Raw genomic sequence first — 21,316 nt, 5'->3', positions numbered from 1 at the left:
AACTACCCTCTTTGACCTCCTCCATTTGGGTGAGATTTACTGTTTGCCAGGATTGATCGAAACGACTTCTGAAACGAGTGTTCCGATTTTAATTTTCGATTCAATTCGCAAAATGTATCTGCGATCGTCATCTGACAACCAGATAAAATTGTCACCGATAGGCTTGAACTTTCCTTTTAGAACAATATTTGGCTGAATAACAATGGCTTTCATGGGGCCAAGTTTTGTATCGAGAATTTCGCGGCGAAGAGCCTTTCCGGAAAACACCAAATTTTCGTTATCGTTGCCAACTCGGAACGCAATTTCTTTGCCTGGTTCCCACTGGAAATTTCTCATGTAGAAAGCGGCGCTATAAACGTTTTGCGTGTAAGGCAAGATTTCCCACTGCTGCTTCTTTTCTTCTTCGCCGTGATCCTTTGTAACCTTCTTTTCCCAGAAAGTCGCCGTGTTCTTTTCAACATCAAAAAGCATCTTCGCTTCGCGCAACTGGCCGGATTCCTTCACGTGCAATTGGAAAACACGTGGCACCAGATCTTCATAATCAACAAAGGTCTCAACACGGTCTTCAACACTGTAGAATGTTGAAAATAACGAGCTTGTTCTGATTTCAATCGCAAACGTGTAAGACTTGCGATTGTTCACCATCGAAAAAGGTTCGACTTTTAAACGCAATTCTCCGGCAGAAACTTTAAAATAATGAACGTCATGAACGACTTCTTCACCAACACGGAAAGGATCAACAACCGGACGACGTCCTTCAAAGCCCGCCTCGTCTTCAATGTCTGGTTGGCGGCGAGTCACCTCAGGCGCGGCTTTTTGTTCCGCTTTGCCTTTGGTTTTCTTTGCTGTTTTAACGGGAGTTTTCGCTACAGGTTTGGCGCTCTTTTCAGTTTTTTTACCGACAGATTTTGCAGCTTCTTTTGCTGTGACCGCAGGAGTTGGAGTTTCTGCTGGTGCCGGTGTTGTCCCTGCTGTTCCTTCTGCAGGCTCCGAAGGTTTTACGATTTTGACGGCTTCTTCGAACTCTTCATTCTTTTTGAGCTGATCTGCTTTTTCATATTTAAGAAATGATGTCGAACAAGACACCAAAAATACTGCAAAGAAGAAAGTGCCAAGAAGAGTCGAGCGTTTCACTAAAAGTCCTTCCACCGACGATGCACCCACATCCATTGTTCCGGGTGCTTACGCACAATCTCTTCAAGCTTATCGTTGAAGGATTGGGTTAAGTTCAAAATGGTCTGATCTTTATCATCAGTCACGTGCTTCAAAGTGTCCATAGCTGGTTCAATCACCACATGAAGTTTTTTATCATTTCCTTCATACGTGTAAATTGGAAGCACCGGTGATTTTGTTTTTTGTGCGAACAGAGCTAGACCATAGGCCGTTCCCGTTCGTTTTCCAAAAAACGTGGTCGCAATCCCGTAAGGTTTTCCCATGTACTGGTCAAGCACAAACACCAAAGCGGCGTTTTTTTTAAGCGCCTTTAAAATTTCAAAAGCGTTGTTCGGTCCATGCGCATCGATGTACTGCACACCTTTGGCTCCCCTCACGGAAAACCACAAATCATTGAACCACTGAGTCTTAAAACGTTTCGTGATAATAAAAAGCTCTTGGCCTTTTTGTGCAATCGTATTGGCCGCGAGATCACCGTTTCCTAAATGCAGACTTAAGAAAAACATTCCTTTGCCAAGCGCACGCGCTTTCTCAACGTTTTCCCAACCTTCAAAGACGACGTTTTTCTCAGCCCACTTCGGAGTCACTGACGGAATAAAAAAGAATTCCGCAAAGTTGTATCCCAGTTGATAAACGGACTCTCGACCCACTTTGTATTTTTGTTCTTCGCTCCACTCTGGGAAAGCGATATCGAGATTGTTCATCACGATTTTTTTTCGAAAGCCCATGACATCGAACCATAAAAATCCAACCCACGCTCCGGACTTACGAAGCCAGGTGCGTGGAAACAAGGAGCTAAAAAACACCATGATTTTAACGAAGAACTTGACCAATAATTTCACTAAGACGTCCCTTCTTGCCAAGCTCGGCCACTTCCAAGGAAGCACTCCAGAGTTGAGACGGGTTTGATAAAATATGACGAAGCTTTACAGAGTCTTTTTCCGTAGAAACCAAATACTTCGCCTGAGACTTGCGGAATTCCTCTTCAATATGTTTGCCGTCGTGATCGGTGTACTGATGATGGTCACGGTAGTGAATGCTTTTTTTCGAGACTTCTCCCAACTCACGCATCATTTTTTCAAATACATCGGGACGAGCAATCGCGGAAACCAAAAACAACTCTTGCCCCTGCATTTCAGCACAAGATTTGATTTCTGCCGATTTGCCATTTCTGAAATGACGGATCTCATAGCCGAAGTACAAAATTTCTTTATTCTTCGGAAGTCTTTCTTCCAAAGCTTTAAGATCATCGTCCTTCGCCAAATTGCATTTTGTCAAAATCAAGACATCGGCTCTTTGCACACCGGCCCACGATTCGCGAGCGCGGCCCTCTGGAACCACGGCGTAATTATCAAGACTTTCAGTGGCATCTAAAATCACAATGTTTAAATCACGAGCAAGCTTGCGGTGCTGAAAACCATCATCGACCAATAAAACGTCAAATTGATCTTGAGAAACGGCATACTCGGCTGTTTGCCATTTGCTAGGCCCCACAAAAACAGAGACATCGGGATTCGCTTGAGCAAGCAACACCGGCTCATCACCGAAGTAGCGAGCCGCAAAAGGATGATCGACGTCCACTAAAACCGGAGACTCTGCATCCGCACGGTAAGAGCGACTGATCACCGCCACTTTTTTTCCCTGAGCGACAAGATTTTTTAAACAGAAATCTGTGATCGGTGTTTTTCCCGTTCCACCTACCGTCAAGTTTCCGATACTCACAACAGGCACCGGAGCCTTATAAGCCCCAATCACTCCCCTATCGTACAAAGAGTTTTTAACTCCGACGATAGAATCATAAAGGAATGAAAAAGGTCTTAGGTAAAACTTCATTTCGTGAAAAACTCGTCGAGGGCTTTCACCACACGTTGAGTTGCTCCCTTATCGCCTAGATACTGACGAAGCTGAGTCAAATCAGATACGACTTGAGCTTTGTATTGAGGATCAACAATGTATTTTTCCAAGAGCGAAGCCAAAAGTTCCGGATTCACGTCTGACTGGAATCTTTCTGGCACGGCCTCTTTTCCAAGAATCAAATTCACAAGACCGAAATATTTTGTCCCACGGACAAAGAGTTTTGCAAAAACTCCGGTGAGCCACTTCATCTTGTACATGATGACCATCGGCTTTTTCAAAATACCGACTTGCAAAGTCGCCGTTCCTGAAGCCACGAGCATCATGTCCACCAAGTGGATCATGCGAAAAGGTTCGTCTTTCAGCAAAATATAAGGAAGACGGAAGTCCTCAAGATATTCCAACATTTTTTCTTTCGTAAACGTCGGCGCCGTCAAAATTACAACTTTCAGGTTTGGATATTTTTTAGAAAGAATGCGAGCCGTATCCAACTGAATTTGGAAGTGCTGCTTTAATTCCAAACGACGACTTCCCGGCATCAGACCCAAAACGATTTCGTCGTCACGAATGCCGCACTGATTGCGATGAGTTTTTAAATAACCCGGGTCAGTCAATAAACGATCATCCAATTCATCTAAAAGAGGATGTCCCACGAATTCGCACGGAACTCCATGCTCTTCATAGAAAGGAACCTCGAATGGAAAAAGAACGAAAACTTTTTTGCAGTATTTTTTAATCGTCTTTACGCGGCCTTTGCGCCACGCCCAGACTTGCGGAGAAATATAATAAACAACCGGAATACCCAAAGCGTGAAGCTTTTTGGAAAGCATCAAGTTGAACTCTGGATAATCCATCACGATCGCCACTTTAGGACGGCGTTTTTCAGCTTCAGCGACGAGGCTGTCAAAAACACCTTTCAAATGACTGTACTGAGCGATGATTTCAGCCGCACCCACAACAGCCATCTCTTCGGATTTGCCCAGGCGTTCAAAGCCGATGTTTTCCATATCCTGACTGCCGACGCCGAAAGCATGGATGTTTCTTCCCTGCTTTTTCCAGGTCTCAAGAATTCTTTGCGCATAAGTGACACTGGAGGCTTCCGCCGCAACAATCAAGACTTGATCCACATCAACCCTCGATCATTCTTTGAATGTCTTCGATAGCTTTCAAAGCTTTCAAACCATCAAGTCCTGTGACCACAGGTTTTTTATCATTTAAGATGCAGTCGATGAAAGCGTCCGTTTCTCTTTGCAGAGCATCTGCTTTTTCTACCGTCCACTTTGTGACTTTCACAAGCTCGTCACCACCAGGTCCCACTTCCACTTTTTCAAGTTCGTGAGTTCCTGTTTGCGCAAACAAAGTACAATCGTCTTGAGCCACACGGATAGATCTTTGCGTCGTCGGAGAAACACGGCTGACATTGATAATACCATGAGTTCCATTTTTCATTTTGAAAGACACAGAAGCTGTATCAAGTTCTTTAGAAACAAGTTTTGTTCCTGAACACACCATGCTTTCGATTTCACTGCCCGTCAGCCAGAAAAGAAGATCCATATCGTGGATCATCAAGTCGTGCAGAACGCTGACATCCGCGCCGCGCGCTTTGTAAGGCGCCATGCGAACAAGTTCAATCGTGCGAGGGTTTTTAAGATGTTTTTTTAACTCATTCACAGAAGGGTTGAATCTTTCGATATGTCCCACTGCCAGTTTCAAATTATTTTTTTCAGCCAAAGCCACCAGCTCTTCAGCTTGAGGCACTGTTGCTGTGATAGGCTTTTCTACATTCACGTGAACGCCATTTTGCAAAAACATTTTTGCCAACTCAAAGTGGCTCAATGTGCTTGCTGCAATCGTTACTAAATCCACGTTGCCGATAAGATCGGCGGGACGGTGAAAGCTCTTCACACCCAATTCGGCTGCAATTTTATCAGCTTGTGCAGGGAAATGATCGCAAACGCCCACAAGTTCAACATGTGGGTTGTTTTTATATTTTTGAGCATGGAAGTTACCCAGGTATCCGACGCCAACAACGGCGCCACGTAATTTCTTACTCATCGTCTTGCCATCCTTTAGGACTTCTATCTACTGCAATACCGCGTTTTGAGCTTCTGATGAAGTTGATAAAGTATTCGATGTTAGGACTCATAGCGCATTCTTGTTTAATACGCTCGATACCCTCTTCAACCGTGTGAGAACCCATGATGATGATACGGATAGCTTTATGCACATTTGAAATTTCAGCGCGATCAAAGCCTTTGCGAGCAAGACCGATTTTATTTGTTGCACGAATCGTCGCGTAAGTTCCTTGAGCGCGGCAGAACGGCAGAACATCTTTGTTCACGATACTGCTGCCCGCGATGAACGCCATTTTACCAACTTTAGTGAACTGATTCAAAGCGGACATACCGCCGATGAAAACGCCGTCTGCGATTTCACAGTGACCACCCAAATGAGTATTATTCGCCATAATAACGTTGTTACCAAGTTTGCAATCATGTCCTACGTGCGTGTAAGCCATGAAGTAGCAGTTATCACCGATTTCAGTTTTTTTATCACCCTTGCTCGTCGCAAGATTCACTGTCGTAAATTCACGGAATGTGTTGTTGTTTCCAATAATCAAACTTGTCGGCTCACCTTTGTAGGAAATATCTTGGGGAGCTCCACCGATCGCAGCGCCCGGGCAGAAATGATTGTTTGCGCCGATCTCTAAAATCCCATGACGAGATCCCAAAGTGACGTGCCCTTCTACGTAAGTACCTTTACCGATTCTAACTTTACCTTGGATCAAGCAGTAAGGACCGATTTCAACGTCATCGGCGATTTCTACTTCTGGAGAGATAACACTGCTTGGATGAATTTTATAATTTGCCATTTTTTACCTAACAGAGTGTTTTTCGTTTTTAAGAACACCCAACTAAAAAAGGGCCTTTTTGAGGCCCTTTTGATTTCATTACTACTTTTCTTTTTCGTAGGCCGTGATCACTTCTTGAGTTAAATCCGCATCTGGAGTTGCATAAAGCACCATTTGAGAATTTTCGATCACCATTGTGTAGCCTTTGTCTTTCGCAAGTTTTGCGATCACTTTTTTCATCTTTTCCAAGATCGGAGCCGTCAATTCGCGCTCTTTCTTTTGGATTTCGATTTGGCTCTTACCTACGACGTCACGGTATTTAAGCATTTCTTCTTGGAACTCAGCTTGTTTTTTACCAAGAGCTTCTTCAGAAAGAACAGACTTTTTCTTTTCCAAGTCTTCGCCCATTTTTTTCAAGTCAGCTTCTTTTTTCTCGAGTTCTTTTTTCTTTTTGTTGAACTCAGTTTCCAATTCACCTTTTGCTTTTTTACCAGCTGAAGTTGATTGAATAGCTTTTTGCATGTCTACGTAGCCAACCTTAGCTTCTGCGTGTGCGAAAGAAGCTGCCAGAAGCATGCTCATCGCGATCAACATTTTCTTCATTCTTAAAATCCTCCTTAAAGATTTTTAAACTAAAAACTAGGACCGATTGAGAACTCAAACACTGTTGCGTCCTGGTACAGAGGATCGCGGTTTAATGGGAAGCCCCATTCAAAGCGCAAGACCCCAATCGGAGAGTACCAACGAATTCCGAACCCCACGTCAGCAAAGAAGTTCTTATCTTCAAGAACGTCATCTGCCGCACCGATATCAAAGAATCCAGCTCCCATGATGCCAGCTTCTTTTACCAAAGGGAACTGTAATTCAGTCTGGTACATTGCCTGCTGAGTACCACCGTAAAAACGCATCGCGCGTTTTGTGGCTTCTTCGTCACTAATGCCCGGATTATCAGTGATAATCTTCTGCTTAATTTTGTTAGAAAGCTTCATTCTACCAACGCGGTAAGAGCGGTAACCCCTTAGAGAATAAGGGCCTCCGAGCAAGTACAATTCACTGAATGGAACATCTTGACCTTCCAAAGAATCGATACGTGCGTAAGTGATGTTATTTCTCCACACTACGTCCCAGAAGATATTTTTGTAATAACGGAATGAGGCATTTCCGCGAGTATATTTCAGATCTCCACCTAGACCCGCGTACTCAAACGCACCCATTGTGTAAATACCTTTGCTCGGCATTTGGCGGTCGTTACGAGTGTCGTACTCAAGCGTTGCGGTCAAAGAGCTAGTGATGCCTGAAGCGGACTTCAAAGGGAACAAGTCTGGATCGGTCACAACGCCATCAGAATCTGTTTTCGTTGAAAGTTCTGTGTCGTCATATCGGTATTTCAAGTAGCCACGAGTGAACTCAGCCACAGGATGACCTAAGCTGATGGTTCCACCTTTGTGATTTTCATCGAAGTCTACGCGACCCGTGTTAGCACTTTGATAAATACTTCCACCCACGGACCAGAGAGTGTCGTTGAAATAGGGTTCAGTGAAAGAAAGACTGTAGTAACTTCCTGTATTACTTAAGTTCAAAGATGCACCTAAGTTTTGTCCTTTACCCAAGAAGTTGGCTTGATTGACTGAACCTTGCAAAGTGAAACCTTGCGATGTTCCGTAACCCGCACCCAATTGAATCTGCCCTGTGTTTCTTTCTTTCACGGAGATATCAACATTCATGACTTCCGTGCGTTCAGGATCAATTGAAGTTTTAAAATTCACTTCATCGAAGAAACCAAGACGTTGGATGTTTTCCAAAGACTGACGACGACGAGTTTCGTTGTAAAGCTCACCCTCATGGATTTTCAACTCACGACGGATGACTTTGTCACGCGTCTTGGAGTTTCCAACCATGTTGATCTTACCGAAGTAAACTTTGGAACCTTTGTCGAACTCAAAGATCAAATTCACTTTGCGTTCTTTGGCGTTGAAAGCCGTGCGTGGAATCACGTTGGCATAGGCATAACCCAAGTCACCGTATTTCGCCGTCAACTCGCTGATATCTTTTTGCAAGACATCGTATGCAAAAACACCGTTGTCATCGATTTTGATCGCTTCATAAAGTTCTTGTTTTGGGAACAAGATGTCGCCAGCGAAATCAACATCACCGACATCGTACTGCTCACCCTCCTCGATGCGAATAGTGATGTAGATGTTTTTCTTATCTGGAGTCACCGTCACTTGCGGACGATCGACTTTGGCTTGCACGTATCCTTGGTTCCAGTAAAGGAAGCGCAAGATTTGCACGTCACGCTCAAACATTTCTTGCTTGTACTGACCAGAACCAGAAAGTCCTGAGAAGAAACCGCCCTCTTGCGTGAGCATTTTTGCTTTTAACTGGCTATCGCCTAAGTGTTTGTTACCAAGGAAAGTGATTTTTTTCACTTTCACTTTGTCGTTCTCACGAACTTTAAACACCAAACGAACTGTTTCGTCTTTTTTCATGATTTGGACTTCAGCTTCCACCTTCGCAAGGAAGAAACCTTTGTCCTCGTAAAGCTTTTGAACTTTTTCAACGGCTTCTTTTACTTTTGCCATATTGAGAAGTTGGTAGGCTTTAATTCCCGTAGCATCCGCGATGTCGTCGGATTTAACTTCACTATTACCTTCGTAAGTGATTTCGACAATCGAAGGTTTTTCCAAAACTTTGTAAGTCAGAGTGACATCTTTGCCACTCACCTGACGATCGACTTCGATGTCGTTAAAGAAACCAAGCTTAAACAACGCCTCAACGTCTTCGCGAATGTGTTGCGCAGAATAAGACTCGCCCACTTTTGAAACGATCTTTGTAAGAATCGCATCTTTTTCAATTTTACGATTGCCGGAAACTTCGATGTTTTTAATCGTCAAACCAGAAACAGCCGGAGCCGCCGCCACTTGCACAGAAGAAGTTTTCTTGTTGGTTTTCTTTTTGGCTGGAGCCGCCCAAACCGTCGAAGTTAACGAAGTGATTAACAATGCACAAAGAAGCTTACTCAAAGTTTCAATTCCCCAACAGTTTTGACAGTCGTTCTGACAATCAGTTTTTTAAAATCAATAAGATTTTTCAATACTTACAATTTGATTGGGGAATCGTAACTTAAGACTAAGGTCGTGTCAAAGAAGACGCGCTGCGAGGGGTCGCTGCGCGTCGCGTTTCAAATAGGTACGGCGTACCCCAAAAGGGTGCGCCGTGTAGAATTCATTATTTATTGAGATAGAAAACGTAAGACTCACGAGTGCCGTTGAACTTCGCTAAGCATGCAGGTTTCGATGTGCTTGTTGTGATAAGCGAAGACTGGTAAGTCGCGAGAAGTTTTGTGTCGCTGACTTTCTTGATCGTCAAACCACCGACATCAATCACGCGGCAGTTCACCCAACTAGTTCCATCCACACTCACACCCTCGTAGTGTTCTTGACGAGTCATCAAAGAACCACCACTGCCATCTGGAAACGGCGCGTATTTTTCAAAGAACACCAAACCTTGCGGACGGATTTTATCCACGTGCGCAAAGTTTGCAGAGTTCGTTGCCGACCAATCCATATCTACGCGAGGAAGGCAGGCATTTTCTGTGCGCTCCATACCTGAACGCCAGTAGTAATCGGCGTAACACTGAAGTTGCGCCATTTTCAAAGACTCAGAACTGCCGCCATTGGCAATCGAAGCACACGTTGTTTGACCGTTGTTCGAAGAAATTCCATTTGCAGTGTTAAATGCGTTCCAATCAAAGTTCACGTTGTCAGCTCTAAGAACGTCGTTTGAATCCGTCACAACCCATTTATTTGTGCAAGTCACAGCCTTAGATTGTCCACTGATTGTCACGTTGCCATTGCAAGTGTTCGTGCGAATGTGGTTGCTATCAACAGACATCGAACAAGCATTGCCAGTGAATCCAGACCAATCATTCACTTCCACAGACTTACCTGTCGAGTCCACACAACCACCACCCAAGCTCACTTGATAGTTATTGGAACCGTCCGCACCACACACCCAAGCGTTTGAGTACATCACGCCACCGATTGTGATATCGCGAGGACCGCAACCTGTTGTGATGTCACGTTGAAGAGTCGCCGTGCTCATCTTCCAACCATCCGTCAAAGTCACAGTGCTTGTTTGATTTGTGATCTGATCAAGGAAATTTGGAACTGATGTTGAGAAAGAAAACTCCGCATCAGCCGCGCCGTTTGCGCTAAAGTTCACACCCAACGCTGTTTTCATGTCCGCCGTTAAACCGATTTTAGAACCGCAAGTTGCAAAGGAGTTTGCACCTTCCCACACTTGCAATCCAAAGATGTCAGAACTGTCCGCTGTCACAACACCTTTCCAAAGTTTTAAATAAATCGCCTGGTTGGCGCGGGGACCATGACAATCGTTATCATTACTCGGGCACGGCGATTTCACACCCCGAGGCAATGTAAAATCCACGGAGCCAATCGTCCATGCCCCCGAAGGATCAAACACACTTGCTGCCGCAGCTTTCTTTTCTTCCACAACACTTGCGATATTACTTTTTGGAACTGTCACTTCACCTGCATTCGGGTCAAAGTTGATTGTTCCTAAATTTGCATGCTCTTTAAACGCCGCTGTCGATGACGTCTCTGAGTTTCCGTTCAGATCTTTTTTCGACGAATCCGCGATAATAAAGTCTGCAGCTTTATCGCCGTTGGAATCCACAAGGAAACAACTCAAAGGTTGACCTTTCGCACCTGGAATACTCACAGTGAATGAGCCGTCGTTACCTACGCTCGCCGACGCACTTTGAATCGGGGGCGTGGTCGTGGCGCAGGTCACTTTATATAGCGCTAAGTTCACACTCATGGCAGAGACTGAATCTTCCTTCTCTGCAAAGCTTTGCACTTTTTCTAAACCTTGAGTGCTATTACCAAGACTGAGAACTCCTGACACATCCAATGTATCTAAACTTGCTCCGCCACCACTTCCTGTACACGCTGACAGACTTAATCCCAAGGTGGGAACAAGACATATTTGTAAAATCCGTTTTGCGTTTCTCATAAACTCCCTCTCTTTAATGGTACTAAGTACCGGACGTGGCTTTATCGGCGGGTTTAAAAAAACTAAAGAGTTAAATTTTTGATTGCGAGTTTATCCTAGGATTACTGAATCGAAAGCGCACATCGAACATCTCATGTGGAAGCAACGTGGACGGCAAGCCACAATTATTGTTGCACAATTACCGCAGTGGTAAACGCAAAATGATTTTGAAAAATTACAACAATTTTAGACTCACAAATATGTCTCAAGCAGTTTTTATTATGACTGCCACTGACCGTCTTTCATTCGATAGACTTTAGGAAATCGCGTTGCGAATGTCAGATCATGCGTGACGATGACGAGTGCTAACTTCATATCTTCTTTCAGACGGAAAAAGAGTTCCTGAATCTTTCCACTCGTTGTGGAATCCAAGTTTCCTGTAGGCTCATCGGCGAAAAGAATTTTCGGATGACGAACAAGAGCTCTGGCAATAGCGACACGCTGAAGCTCCCCGCCTGAGAGCTGACTTGGAAAGTGTTCAGCGCGTTCGGCAAGTCCCATAAAATTTAAAAGATGCATGGCTTTTTCGCGCGCGACCTTGATGGACTCCCCCGCCACGCGGCAAGGGATCATCACGTTTTCCAAAGCTGAAAATTCACCTAACAAGTGATGGAACTGAAATACAAAACCCATTTCGGAATTCCTAAAACGGGAAAGCTCTTCGTCACCCATCGCTAAAAGATCACGACCTTCACAATAAAGTTCGCCGCGATTAGGGCGATCCAGAGTTCCCATGATCTGTAGCAATGTGCTCTTTCCTGCGCCCGAAGCTCCGAGAATCGCGAGCGCTTCCCCTTCTTTGATTTCAAGACTCACACCGCGAAGGATTTCAAGTTCGCCTGAACCCTGTGCGTAAGATTTATGAATATCAACGGCTTTAAGAAAAACATTGCTATCACTCATTGCGAAGCCCCTCAACAGGACTGAGTCTTCCGCCACGGCGAGCGGGAGCCAAAGTCGCGATAAAACAAATCAACATCGTTGCAATACAAATAGCGACGGAATCGACAAGACGAATATTTAATTCGATCGAATCCAGACGATAGACTTCTCCAGCGATAAGTCCCAAGCGAGACTGCGCAAAGGCGAAAAGCCCACAGAGAATAAATCCTAAAAGAAATCCAAAGAAAATACCGATGCCACCCAAGAATAGACCTTGGAACGCAAAAACCTTGATGATGTCCTTACGGGAAAAACCGACAGTTTTTAGAATAGCGATATCTTTATAACGACGAACGACGTTCACAAACAATGTCGCAGAAATATTAAAAGCTGCGACCAACGTGATCACAAGAACGACAAAGAAAATACCCGGACGCTCGACTTGCACGGCCTCAAAAAGATTTTCATTGGAATCGCGCCAATCGCGCACCCAATAGGGGGAACCTAAAACGCCGCTCAGATTAAATGCCGCATCTCGGGCGTGGTCCACATCTTCAAAGCGCAGCAAAAGACCTGAATAACGATCCCCGATGTCCGCTAGATTTTGTGCTGCTTTAAGATCCGCAAGAATAAATCTTTCGTTCCACTCGTATTTTCCAAGATCCAAAATTCCTTGAACTTGAAACTGACCAACACGGCGTTGGAACTTTGACGGGTCTACAGCATCAGCGACGGGAACAACAACGCGGAACTTGTCGCCCACTTTAAGGCCCATTTTATTAGCAAGCCCTTTACCGACGAGTGCGAGCGGCACTTCGCTCGGTGGAGTTAAATCGTCTGATCCACTCACCACGCGATTTTTAAAATTTAAAACTTTATTAACGCGCTCGGTGTCGACACCTTGAATAAGAATTCCGGAAATTTTTCCTTCATGCGCAAGAACAGCTTCAATAAAAACAAAACGCGAAGCAGACACCAATGTTGGCTCGGCTTTACGAATGCGATCTTCCAATTCCTTCCAGTCATCAGGAAATCGTGAGCGCTTCATGACTTGTGCATGTCCTGAGACATCGGCCATAGCTTTTTTTAACGTCGATTCAAAACCACTCATCACGGCCATGGAAGCAACCAACGCTGCCACGCCCAGCACCAATCCCAAAAGCGACAACGGCGTTGAGCCCCCGAATAAAGTATTTCGGGAGATCAAAAGTCGCCATGAGATCCATGCTAATGATTTATTCACGAAGGTTGAGCCTCGGTTTTAATTTGCTCTTTTAAGTAAGCCATAATGAAGCCATCCAGATCTCCATCCATCACATCATCTACCTGATTGGTTTCATAATCCGTGCGGTGGTCTTTCACCATTTGATAAGGGTGCATCACGTAAGAGCGAATTTGCGATCCCCACTCGTTGGCTTTCTTTTGCGAATTCATCGCGTCTTTTTCGGCGTTGCGTTTTTCGATTTCAACTTCGTAAAGGCGCGCCTTCAACATCTTCATCGCCTTTTCACGGTTTTGAATTTGTGAGCGTTCCATTTGGCAAGAAACAACGATGCCCGTTGGAATATGATACATACGAACCGCAGAGTCCGTCTTATTGACGTGCTGTCCACCGGCGCCGCTCGATCTAAATGTTTCGACACGAATGTCTTCAGGACGAACTTCGATATTGATATCGTCATCAACCTCGGCCCAAGCAAAGACAGATGCAAAAGATGTATGGCGCCGAGCGTTCGAATCAAACGGAGAAATACGCACCAAGCGATGCACTCCTGATTCTGCTTTCAAATATCCGTAAGCATAAGGGCCTTCAATCAAAAGCGTGCATGATTTAATACCCGCACCCTCACCCTCGGTCATCTCGACGATTTGAACTTTATAACCATGCTTATCCGCGTAACGAGTGTACATACGCAGAAGCATTTGCGCCCAGTCGCAAGACTCTGTTCCACCGGCGCCTGAATTGATAGAAAGATACGCGCTGTTGGCGTCAAGCTCTCCGCTCAAGACACGTTTTAGTTCTAATTCTTGTCCGTACTTTTCAAGAGAAGCGACTTCGTTTTTCACTTCCGTGAAACTGCTTTCATCCTGCGCTTCCATCGCCATTTCTAAAAGCACTTCGGCATCGCTCAGACGATTGGCAAAAGAATCGAACTCTCCCACCGCTCTTTCAAGCAGGGATTTTTCTTTGTTAATCTTTTGCATTTCGGCAGGTTTTTCCCAAATAGCGGGGTTTTCGGCTTGAATGGCAAGCTCGTCCAGACGTTTTTTCTTTTTATCTAGGTCAAAGATACCCCCGAAGTTCCTTTGAGAAACTTTCGAGAGCCGCGATTCTACTTTTGATTTCGGAAGATTCCGTAATGATAGACATGCCAAAGAGTTTATCCGGGAGGACACGTCTGTCAAGAAAAACGCCTCCGAGAACAGGGAGGGGGAAAGCTCTCGGAGGCGACAACTAGGGAGAACACGAAATCTCCCTATTACAATCTCAGTGCCAAGGGGCCTTTTTTCGACGATTTGCGAAATAAAGAGGATTGAGCGCAATGCACTCATTGCCGAGATGTGAATCGCCTAATGTTTAAACAAATCAAGGTGCGCAAATGGGCGCTTTCGGGGATTTTCCGCGAGATTTTTCTGTGAGAGCGAATATATAGGATGAGGAGCTAAATTTATCTAGAAACTTTTTTCAAAAGCTTCTCAAAGACAGCGTCTTGAAGGCCGAACATTTCACGAGCGTCTTTCTCGTTTGTTTCATGATCGTATCCTAAAAGATGCAGAACTCCGTGGAGGAGCATGTAACCCAGCTCTTGCTGATACGTGAGTTTATGTTCCTTGGCTTGGCGTTTTAAAACTTCGGGGCACAGAACCAATTCTCCGAAAGAACTTGGATCCATGGAGTCAAAGCTAAGAACATCTGTTGCGTAGTCTTTGCCACGAAATTCAAAATTGATTTTTTGTGCGGGCTTTTTATCTAAGAACACCAATGTGAGTTCGCGCGAGGCTTGAGCCATCTTAAGAACTTTGCGCTTTCTTAGTTCCGCTGTGATGTCTTCCATCCATTCATTAACGAATTTGCGAGGAACGGCGTGTTTCGACTCATTCACGATCAGAACTTGCATGTCTACCCTTGCGATGGCGTCACTTGACCGACATCTCCTAAACCGCCACCGGCGCTTTTTGGATAATCGATACGTTGATGGTAAATACCAAGAAGAATGCGCACAAAGGCGGCTTCCACTTTAGAAATATCTTTGAGGGTCAGATTACACTCATCCAACTGTCCGTCTGAAAACTTTCTTTGAATGATATTACGAACGATGTTTTGCAAACGTGTTGGCGTTGGCTCATCCAAAGAGCGAGCAGCGGCTTCGATACTATCCGCCAACATGCACAGAGCAGATTCGCGGAATTGTGGCTTCGGTCCCGGATAGCGGAAGTCGTTGTCGCTAATTTCTGGATCATCTTCTTTTTTTAGATCAAGAGCCTTGTTATAGAAGTAAGAGATCAACGTTGTTCCATGATGTTGGATGATGCCATCAAGGATCGGTTTACCGAGTTTGTAAGACGTTCCCATCTCAATACCGTCTTTGACGTGAGCGACAAGCAAGGTCTTACTCATAAACGGAGAAATATGATCGTGCGGATTATGTCCTGGCTTTTGATTCTCGATAAAATAATTGGCGTGCTCCATCTTTCCGATGTCGTGGTAGTAGCACATGACTTTTCCGAGTAAAGGATTTGCGCCGATTTCCTCGGCCGCTGCTTCCACCATCGACCCTACCATCATAGAGTGGTGATAAGTTCCTGGCGCTTTCACGATCATTTCTTTTAAAAGCGGATGATTGAGGTTGCTCAGTTCTAAAAGTTTTACGTCTGTTGTGTAGTTGAAGATGGATTCCAAAAGTGGAATGAACATCATTGCCACAAGTGCACTAAAGATTCCGCCGATAAAGCCTGCTGGAATTGAAAGAAGAATTTCTTTTACTCCGCCCTCTTGATCGAACTTCGTCATTGTAAGAATGAAGGCGATCATGAGCGCATTAATAAGCCCTGTGCGCACACCAGCGAAGTAAACGTCATTACGCGTTTTACAGTTGAAAACACCGCGAGCTGCGGCGATACCGCCGACAAGTGTGACGAACATGAATGGATAGTTGTAGTCCACCATGATTCCTAAGCACACCGATAAGAACGCCGTGAAAAGCCATACGATTTCGCCGTAGGTAATGAGCAAACCAACAAGCATCGGTCCTGCCGCCACCGGTGCTGCAAACAAAAACACTGCTGGCGGAAGGATGTGGCCCATCTTTGACGCGAAGGCGGCGTCTGTTACGAAAAGATAAATTTTTGTGAAGAAGATTACTCCGAACGCAATCAACATCATGACTGTCACGTCTTTAAAGTCGATCTTTACTTTGTTCATCGTAAAGCGCTTTAAGTACGAGAAGAACACCATGATCGCCACTGAAAGCATAAACGCCATCGAAAGAGCCATCACGTCTTTGCGCTTATCAGCACGGATGTTTTCGATCTGTTTAATCACCGCCATTTGGAATGGCTGGATCACAGAACCTTGCGTGATGATTGTTTGATTCTTTTTGATTGTGATTGTGACTGGAATGACAGCATCGCGAGCAGCTTGTCTTCTTGAGGCGGTTTCTTGTTTGTTCAAAGTGAGGTTTGGCACAAGAAGAGAGCGAGCGAAGTAAAGTAAGTTGGCCTGGTCTGATTCAGAGAAACGATTGAGGTCTTTTTTAGAGTCAAACTCGAAGTTTTCAGGGGCTTGAAGATCTAGAATCTCTTCGCGAGCAATGGGAAATTCTTTACCTAAGTTATTTTTATGAACAACGCGAGCCAAGACGTTCAGTTGGTTGGCTGGAATAAAACGATCTGGCGCTTCCGCGATCCTTTTATCGTACCAGCTTTCAAGGTTTCTAATGATCACGGCTTCAATACGAGGGTTGAACTTAAGATCAATCAGCCATTCAAACATAAAGTCAGAAACGCCGACTCCCAATTCTTTTTCAAATTGTTTTTTGTATTGGAAGAAGTCTTTTACTTTTGCACGATACGCCGCTGGCGCCGTGGGCCACTTTGTTTCGCGGTAGTAAGCACGCATCGTTCTGAAGGAGTGAATAAGATTTACCGACACTCTTTCAAAAACGGACGTGTCATAGTCATAAACGATAGGCACGGCGTATTCTGATTTGAGACGCTTCTCCTCTGTTGTCACCTCATCGGTCATTTCAAAACCGATTGGTGAAGCCACATCAAACTTCGCGACGTCACCGACGTTGAAGTTATACGGAATATCGAATTGATAGAAGATTGTGTAGGACAACAGGACGCAATACAGGAAGATCAAAGCCGCACGACGGATGAAGAACTTTTCTTCCATGATCTGCACGATGCGGCCGAAGAAAGTTTTCTCCAGACCAATAGAATCCACCCAGTCCAAAAACTTAAGACTGTGATCTTCATAGCTGACTCGAGTCGCGGGACTCTCGCCTTTTTTGGAATTCTTTGCTCGTTGCATATCCTTAGTCTGTAATCCTTAAAAGGGCATTAACACTACCCTAACGTGTTTTACGAAAATTGTCGAAATCACTCTGTAATTGTGCTAGCTATGAAGAGATTCCATCAGAAAGTCGAGGCTTTTCATGGCGCGCATTCCTTCTAACTTACGTCAAATTGAGTCCTTAGTCGAGATCGTATCCAGCCTTCGTGGCCCTGATGGTTGTCCTTGGGATAAAGAGCAAACTCACGAATCCTTGACTCAATACGCAATCGAAGAAACTCATGAGCTCGTCGAAGTTCTTGAAAACCCCGCCAGCTCTGAAAAAGACGCGAAAATGAAAGAAGAACTCGGAGATGTTCTTTTCCAAGTTGTTCTGCACGCACAACTTGCTTCTGAACGCGGCGCTTTCACGATGGATGATGTCATTGCTTCGATCTCCGAAAAACTTGTGCGCCGTCATCCCCATGTTTTTGGTGACGTGGCTGTCGCAGACTCTGCTGAAGTTGTGCGCAATTGGGAAGATATTAAGAAAAAAGAAAAAGCCGCTGCGGGAGAAGCCTCTCCTTACGCATTGAACGTACCTCCACTTCCCGCTTTGCAACGCGCTTACAAAATCGGCACACGCACCGACAAGTTGCAATTCGACTGGGACAATGCTGAAGGCGTGATGACGAAAGTGGAAGAAGAATTTGACGAATTGCGTGAAGCCTTGGACGAGGGTTCCTCTGCTGAAATCGAACACGAATTGGGCGATGTTTTATTTTCTTTAGCCCAACTAGGTCGCCATTTAGATATGGAACCAGAGCAAGTTCTGCGCAAAGCCAATCAGCGTTTTGAAGGCCGCTTTAACAAAATGATTGAGATCGCCAAATCCGAAGGCAAAGACTGGGGTTCTTTGACGTTGGATGAAAAAGAGGCTTTTTGGTTGAAGGCCAAAGCGATTTTGAAGAATAAAAAATAAATTTAAAAAGAAACAAAAAACTAAGCGCCGTCTCTAAATGTGACGGCGTTTTTTATTTATTTAAAAGTTTGGCAAATTCTTTTTAAACAATCTTTAGCTTACGAAACACTGTGCCGTTAGTTCTTAGGTCTGCGGACTTTAGGAGATGAATGTGGCACAAAAAGAATATCTTCTGCGCATCAATGGCAAAGTGAAAAGTTTGATGATCGAGTGGGGTTGGTTTTCTAACACCCTCACCGTTTCGCTTGAGAAAGAAACTCTTGGAGTTTTAAAAGGTTGGAAAGGGATCACCAAAGGTAATAGCTTTTCCTTGGATGACGGAAGTTCTGTGACGGTCCGTTGGCAGATGGGCTCTTCAACTCCTTATGTTTCTCACGGAGATCAAATTCTCGACGGCACTTCGGAAAGTTTGCAGGAGTCTCGAGGCGCAGGTTATGGACTTCTTGCCTTCTTAGGTGTTCTCAATTTACTTATGGGAATTGCCGTTGTTTTTGGCCTGTTCCCTTCCTTAAAATTAATCGGCATGGGCTACTACAATTTATTTTCAGGAGCATTTTATTCCGTCTGCGCCATTGTCGGCTGGGAAGACAAACGCCGTTCATGCATCAAATGGGGCTTCGGCTTCTTCTTATTTGAAACCGTCCACATGCTATTGCAAGGCCTGATAAATCCAACCGCCATCTTCGTAAGAGCCATGTTCATTCATGCATTTTATAAGGCATTAAAACACAAAGACGAAAAAGTACAACGCACACCTTCCGCACTTGCTCCAAGCGAAGATCGCAAAGTGGGGTAAAGCTACCTCTGAAAGTCTGAACTAATAACTTCTCCATTGGCCGGTTCACTGACACTTTCGCCTATCCACATCTATCTATCTATCTATCTATCTATCTATCTATCTATCTATCTATCTATCTATCTATCTATCTATCTATCTATCTATCTATCTATCTATCTATCTATCTATCTATCTATCTATTAAATAAAACAGCTATGCTGTAATACCGGCTTCTTTGAAGTATTTCATTCTGTTATGAGCCGCACACAATAACTGCAGATTTCCCGGCTCATTTTTCCCACCAGCCCAAACAGGTTGAATATGATCAATCTGCAACTGCCATTTGGAAGTACATTTCCTGCCCGTAGCTTTCTCAATGTGCTGACAACATTGATCACGCTGAAAAATCATTCTGCGCATTTCTGCAGGAATGTATTCTCTTTGAATAGAAACTTCTTTTTTTAAATTCACTTCTGAATGATTCAAAATATTTTCCTCCAAATCTTCATTTTCCTCTTGCCTCAGATTAGAACCGTGTCTCTCATGGATATTCCCTGATTTAGCTGATCTAATTATCTTAGATCTTGGAGTCTTCGCTTCCTCAGAGCCTTTTGAAGTTCTTCGAGTTTTCTGCTGAATGACTTTATCTGCGATAAATTCCAAAACCTCATCCCAACTTCCATTTGGCAGTGAATGTGCCAACAATGAACGCATTTCTTCCATCTTCTGCCATTGATCTTTGGAAAGGCTCACTTCAAATCGAACGGACTCGTCAGCTTGGTGTTGGATTTTTGGTGTTTGTTTGATTTCGATATTCAGCGCCTTGGCAACAAGAACTTCAGATTCTTGATAGGATTTACCTATAAGGTCATTTAATATTTCTTTCTTAGTCCCTACAGGAACCGCCATATGTGCTTCCTTTTGAGTCTGGCGGATCGCCTTCTGCAAAAGACTGATTTGAGAAAGATTCAAACTTCCAGCTTCAAGGCTCTCAGCAACTTCCGGAATATCACGAGACAATCGAGCCGCATCAATTCTGCGCTGAGCACTTCCCGCAGAATATCCAAGGTGTTTAGTAAGATAATCAAAAAGACTTGGGTAAGCTTTCGACAAATACAATTTCCGACGATCCACTTCCGCAATATGCAAAAGGATATCAGACAGAATTTCTCTTTCCTTTTGAACGAGTGATTTTAAGTTCTGTTCAAGATTTTCATCAGATAAATATCGAATATTCATAACTCACCTCTTTCAGAACTTGTATAACATGAGTTTCAGAACCGAATTTTTGAAGGTTTTCCCAAGGGAAATGGAATTTTAGGAATCACTCAATTCGCTTATTCATTCACTCGAGATTCGATTGCATTGAATTAATAATTCCAATCCAAGATGCTTCCTGTTTTCAAATAAGAAGCATTACTTAGCCGATTTTACGGAGTCAAAAACACCGTCAACATAAATATTCAAAAAATATTTTTGTAACGGAAAAACAACGCGGCGCTTGAACAAATGAACAAATGAACAAATGAACAAATGAACAAATGAACAAATGAACAAATGAACAAATGAACAAATGAACAAATGAACAAATGAACAAATGAACAAATGAATTATTGAATTATTGAATTAGATTTTTTTACTGCCAAATGGAAGTGGACTTTTGTTTTTTACAGCTGTGCGGGTGTCTTTGTGGGCTGTCCGTCCTTGAGAAGGCTGTTTCCTGGCCGTCGTGGCCAGGAAAGGAAAGCATTAGGGGAGATTTAATTTATTGGGGATTTTATATTTATCTTTCTTAGAAATTATTTTTCTATTTATGATTTTCTGATTAGAGGATCTCCTTTTCCCCCAAATTTTAAATCCTCCTCCCTTTATCTCCCCTGACGAGCACGATGCTCGTCAGGAAGGCCTTCTCATGGATGGAGGACACTCGCACAATTGTCTCTGCTGGAACAACAACAACAAAACTCCACTGCCAAATGGAAGTGAAACATTAGCGATTGCAAACTGACATAGAAAAACAAAAAGATAGTGTGTGAGTGATTAGTGAGAGTATGAGGCTCCATGAAAATCACTTCACCTTTCAACATCACTATCCCAACTACGCGATTGAAAGCTCTCAGAGAAAAATCTGTCTCTCACACTTACCGGCCTTCACAACACCCAAGATTACGCAATTCCACGAATGAAAACCCGAGCCCACTCAGCTTCGCGCCAATGGGAGTG

17 protein-coding genes are annotated in these 21,316 nt (G+C 44.0%); 2 read left to right on the top strand and 15 right to left on the bottom strand.

What is annotated here, in order from left to right:
* Nucleotides 1-36 precede the first annotated feature (36 nt).
* The 14 genes from AAAA78_RS06800 to AAAA78_RS06735 form a co-directional block, all read right to left on the bottom strand.
* On the bottom strand, nucleotides 37-1,134 hold the full coding sequence (locus AAAA78_RS06800) for a DUF3108 domain-containing protein (protein WP_340591029.1): 1,098 nt from the start codon (nucleotides 1,132-1,134) through the stop codon (nucleotides 37-39).
* Nucleotides 1,134-2,015, bottom strand: a complete 882-nt coding sequence (locus AAAA78_RS06795; protein ID WP_340591028.1) for a lysophospholipid acyltransferase family protein — start codon at nucleotides 2,013-2,015, stop codon at nucleotides 1,134-1,136. The genes AAAA78_RS06800 and AAAA78_RS06795 overlap by 1 nt, the downstream gene beginning before the upstream one ends.
* Nucleotides 1,987-3,006, bottom strand: coding sequence for a tetraacyldisaccharide 4'-kinase (lpxK, locus tag AAAA78_RS06790; RefSeq protein WP_340591027.1), 1,020 nt, complete (start codon nucleotides 3,004-3,006; stop codon nucleotides 1,987-1,989). Before lpxK ends, AAAA78_RS06795 begins: the two co-directional genes overlap by 29 nt.
* Nucleotides 3,003-4,154, bottom strand: a complete 1,152-nt coding sequence (gene lpxB / locus AAAA78_RS06785; protein ID WP_340591026.1) for a lipid-A-disaccharide synthase — start codon at nucleotides 4,152-4,154, stop codon at nucleotides 3,003-3,005. Before lpxB ends, lpxK begins: the two co-directional genes overlap by 4 nt.
* 1 nt (nucleotide 4,155) lies before the next feature.
* Nucleotides 4,156-5,082 (bottom strand): Gfo/Idh/MocA family protein, encoded by a 927-nt coding sequence (locus tag AAAA78_RS06780; RefSeq protein WP_340591025.1) that lies wholly within the window; start codon nucleotides 5,080-5,082, stop codon nucleotides 4,156-4,158.
* Nucleotides 5,075-5,899, bottom strand: coding sequence for an acyl-ACP--UDP-N-acetylglucosamine O-acyltransferase (gene lpxA / locus AAAA78_RS06775; protein ID WP_340591024.1), 825 nt, complete (start codon nucleotides 5,897-5,899; stop codon nucleotides 5,075-5,077). The genes AAAA78_RS06780 and lpxA overlap by 8 nt, the downstream gene beginning before the upstream one ends.
* 81 nt (nucleotides 5,900-5,980) lie before the next feature.
* Nucleotides 5,981-6,481, bottom strand: coding sequence for an OmpH family outer membrane protein (locus tag AAAA78_RS06770; protein WP_295904313.1), 501 nt, complete (start codon nucleotides 6,479-6,481; stop codon nucleotides 5,981-5,983).
* A 29-nt stretch (nucleotides 6,482-6,510) separates the two neighbouring features.
* Complete coding sequence (bamA, locus tag AAAA78_RS06765; protein ID WP_340591022.1) at nucleotides 6,511-8,901, bottom strand: outer membrane protein assembly factor BamA; 2,391 nt, start codon at nucleotides 8,899-8,901, stop codon at nucleotides 6,511-6,513.
* Between the two features lie 205 nt (nucleotides 8,902-9,106).
* Complete coding sequence (locus tag AAAA78_RS06760) at nucleotides 9,107-10,915, bottom strand: hypothetical protein (protein ID WP_340591021.1); 1,809 nt, start codon at nucleotides 10,913-10,915, stop codon at nucleotides 9,107-9,109.
* A 258-nt stretch (nucleotides 10,916-11,173) separates the two neighbouring features.
* Nucleotides 11,174-11,857, bottom strand: coding sequence for an ABC transporter ATP-binding protein (locus tag AAAA78_RS06755; protein ID WP_340591020.1), 684 nt, complete (start codon nucleotides 11,855-11,857; stop codon nucleotides 11,174-11,176).
* Nucleotides 11,850-13,079 (bottom strand): ABC transporter permease, encoded by a 1,230-nt coding sequence (locus tag AAAA78_RS06750; RefSeq protein ID WP_340591019.1) that lies wholly within the window; start codon nucleotides 13,077-13,079, stop codon nucleotides 11,850-11,852. The genes AAAA78_RS06755 and AAAA78_RS06750 overlap by 8 nt, the downstream gene beginning before the upstream one ends.
* Nucleotides 13,076-14,212, bottom strand: a complete 1,137-nt coding sequence (gene prfB / locus AAAA78_RS06745; protein ID WP_295904319.1) for a peptide chain release factor 2 — start codon at nucleotides 14,210-14,212, stop codon at nucleotides 13,076-13,078. Before prfB ends, AAAA78_RS06750 begins: the two co-directional genes overlap by 4 nt.
* A 293-nt stretch (nucleotides 14,213-14,505) precedes the next feature.
* A complete protein-coding gene (gene ybeY / locus AAAA78_RS06740) occupies nucleotides 14,506-14,955 on the bottom strand; it encodes an rRNA maturation RNase YbeY (RefSeq protein WP_340591018.1) in 450 nt (149 codons plus the stop codon).
* A gap of 2 nt (nucleotides 14,956-14,957) precedes the next feature.
* Complete coding sequence (locus AAAA78_RS06735; protein ID WP_340591017.1) at nucleotides 14,958-17,372, bottom strand: HD family phosphohydrolase; 2,415 nt, start codon at nucleotides 17,370-17,372, stop codon at nucleotides 14,958-14,960.
* Nucleotides 17,373-17,496: 124 nt separating this feature from the next.
* On the opposite strand from AAAA78_RS06735, the gene mazG reads away from it, so the two are divergent.
* Together mazG and AAAA78_RS06725 are read left to right on the top strand one after the other, a co-directional pair.
* Nucleotides 17,497-18,315, top strand: coding sequence for a nucleoside triphosphate pyrophosphohydrolase (mazG, locus tag AAAA78_RS06730; RefSeq protein ID WP_340591016.1), 819 nt, complete (start codon nucleotides 17,497-17,499; stop codon nucleotides 18,313-18,315).
* Nucleotides 18,316-18,466: 151 nt separating this feature from the next.
* The gene (locus AAAA78_RS06725) at nucleotides 18,467-19,111 is read left to right on the top strand and encodes a hypothetical protein (RefSeq protein ID WP_340591015.1); all 645 of its coding nucleotides are present in this window, start codon (nucleotides 18,467-18,469) and stop codon (nucleotides 19,109-19,111) included.
* A gap of 195 nt (nucleotides 19,112-19,306) precedes the next feature.
* Here the strand turns inward: AAAA78_RS06725 and AAAA78_RS06720 are convergent, their stop codons facing one another.
* Entirely contained in the window at nucleotides 19,307-20,332 is a 1,026-nt protein-coding gene (locus AAAA78_RS06720) for an HNH endonuclease (RefSeq protein ID WP_340591014.1), read from the bottom strand.
* Nucleotides 20,333-21,316 lie beyond the last annotated feature (984 nt).

The organism is Bdellovibrio sp. BCCA (genome assembly GCF_037996825.1).
Classification (GTDB): Bacteria; Bdellovibrionota; Bdellovibrionia; order Bdellovibrionales; family Bdellovibrionaceae; genus Bdellovibrio.
Note: the sequence above shows the minus strand (reverse complement) of the source record. Positions and strands in the feature narration are given on the sequence as shown.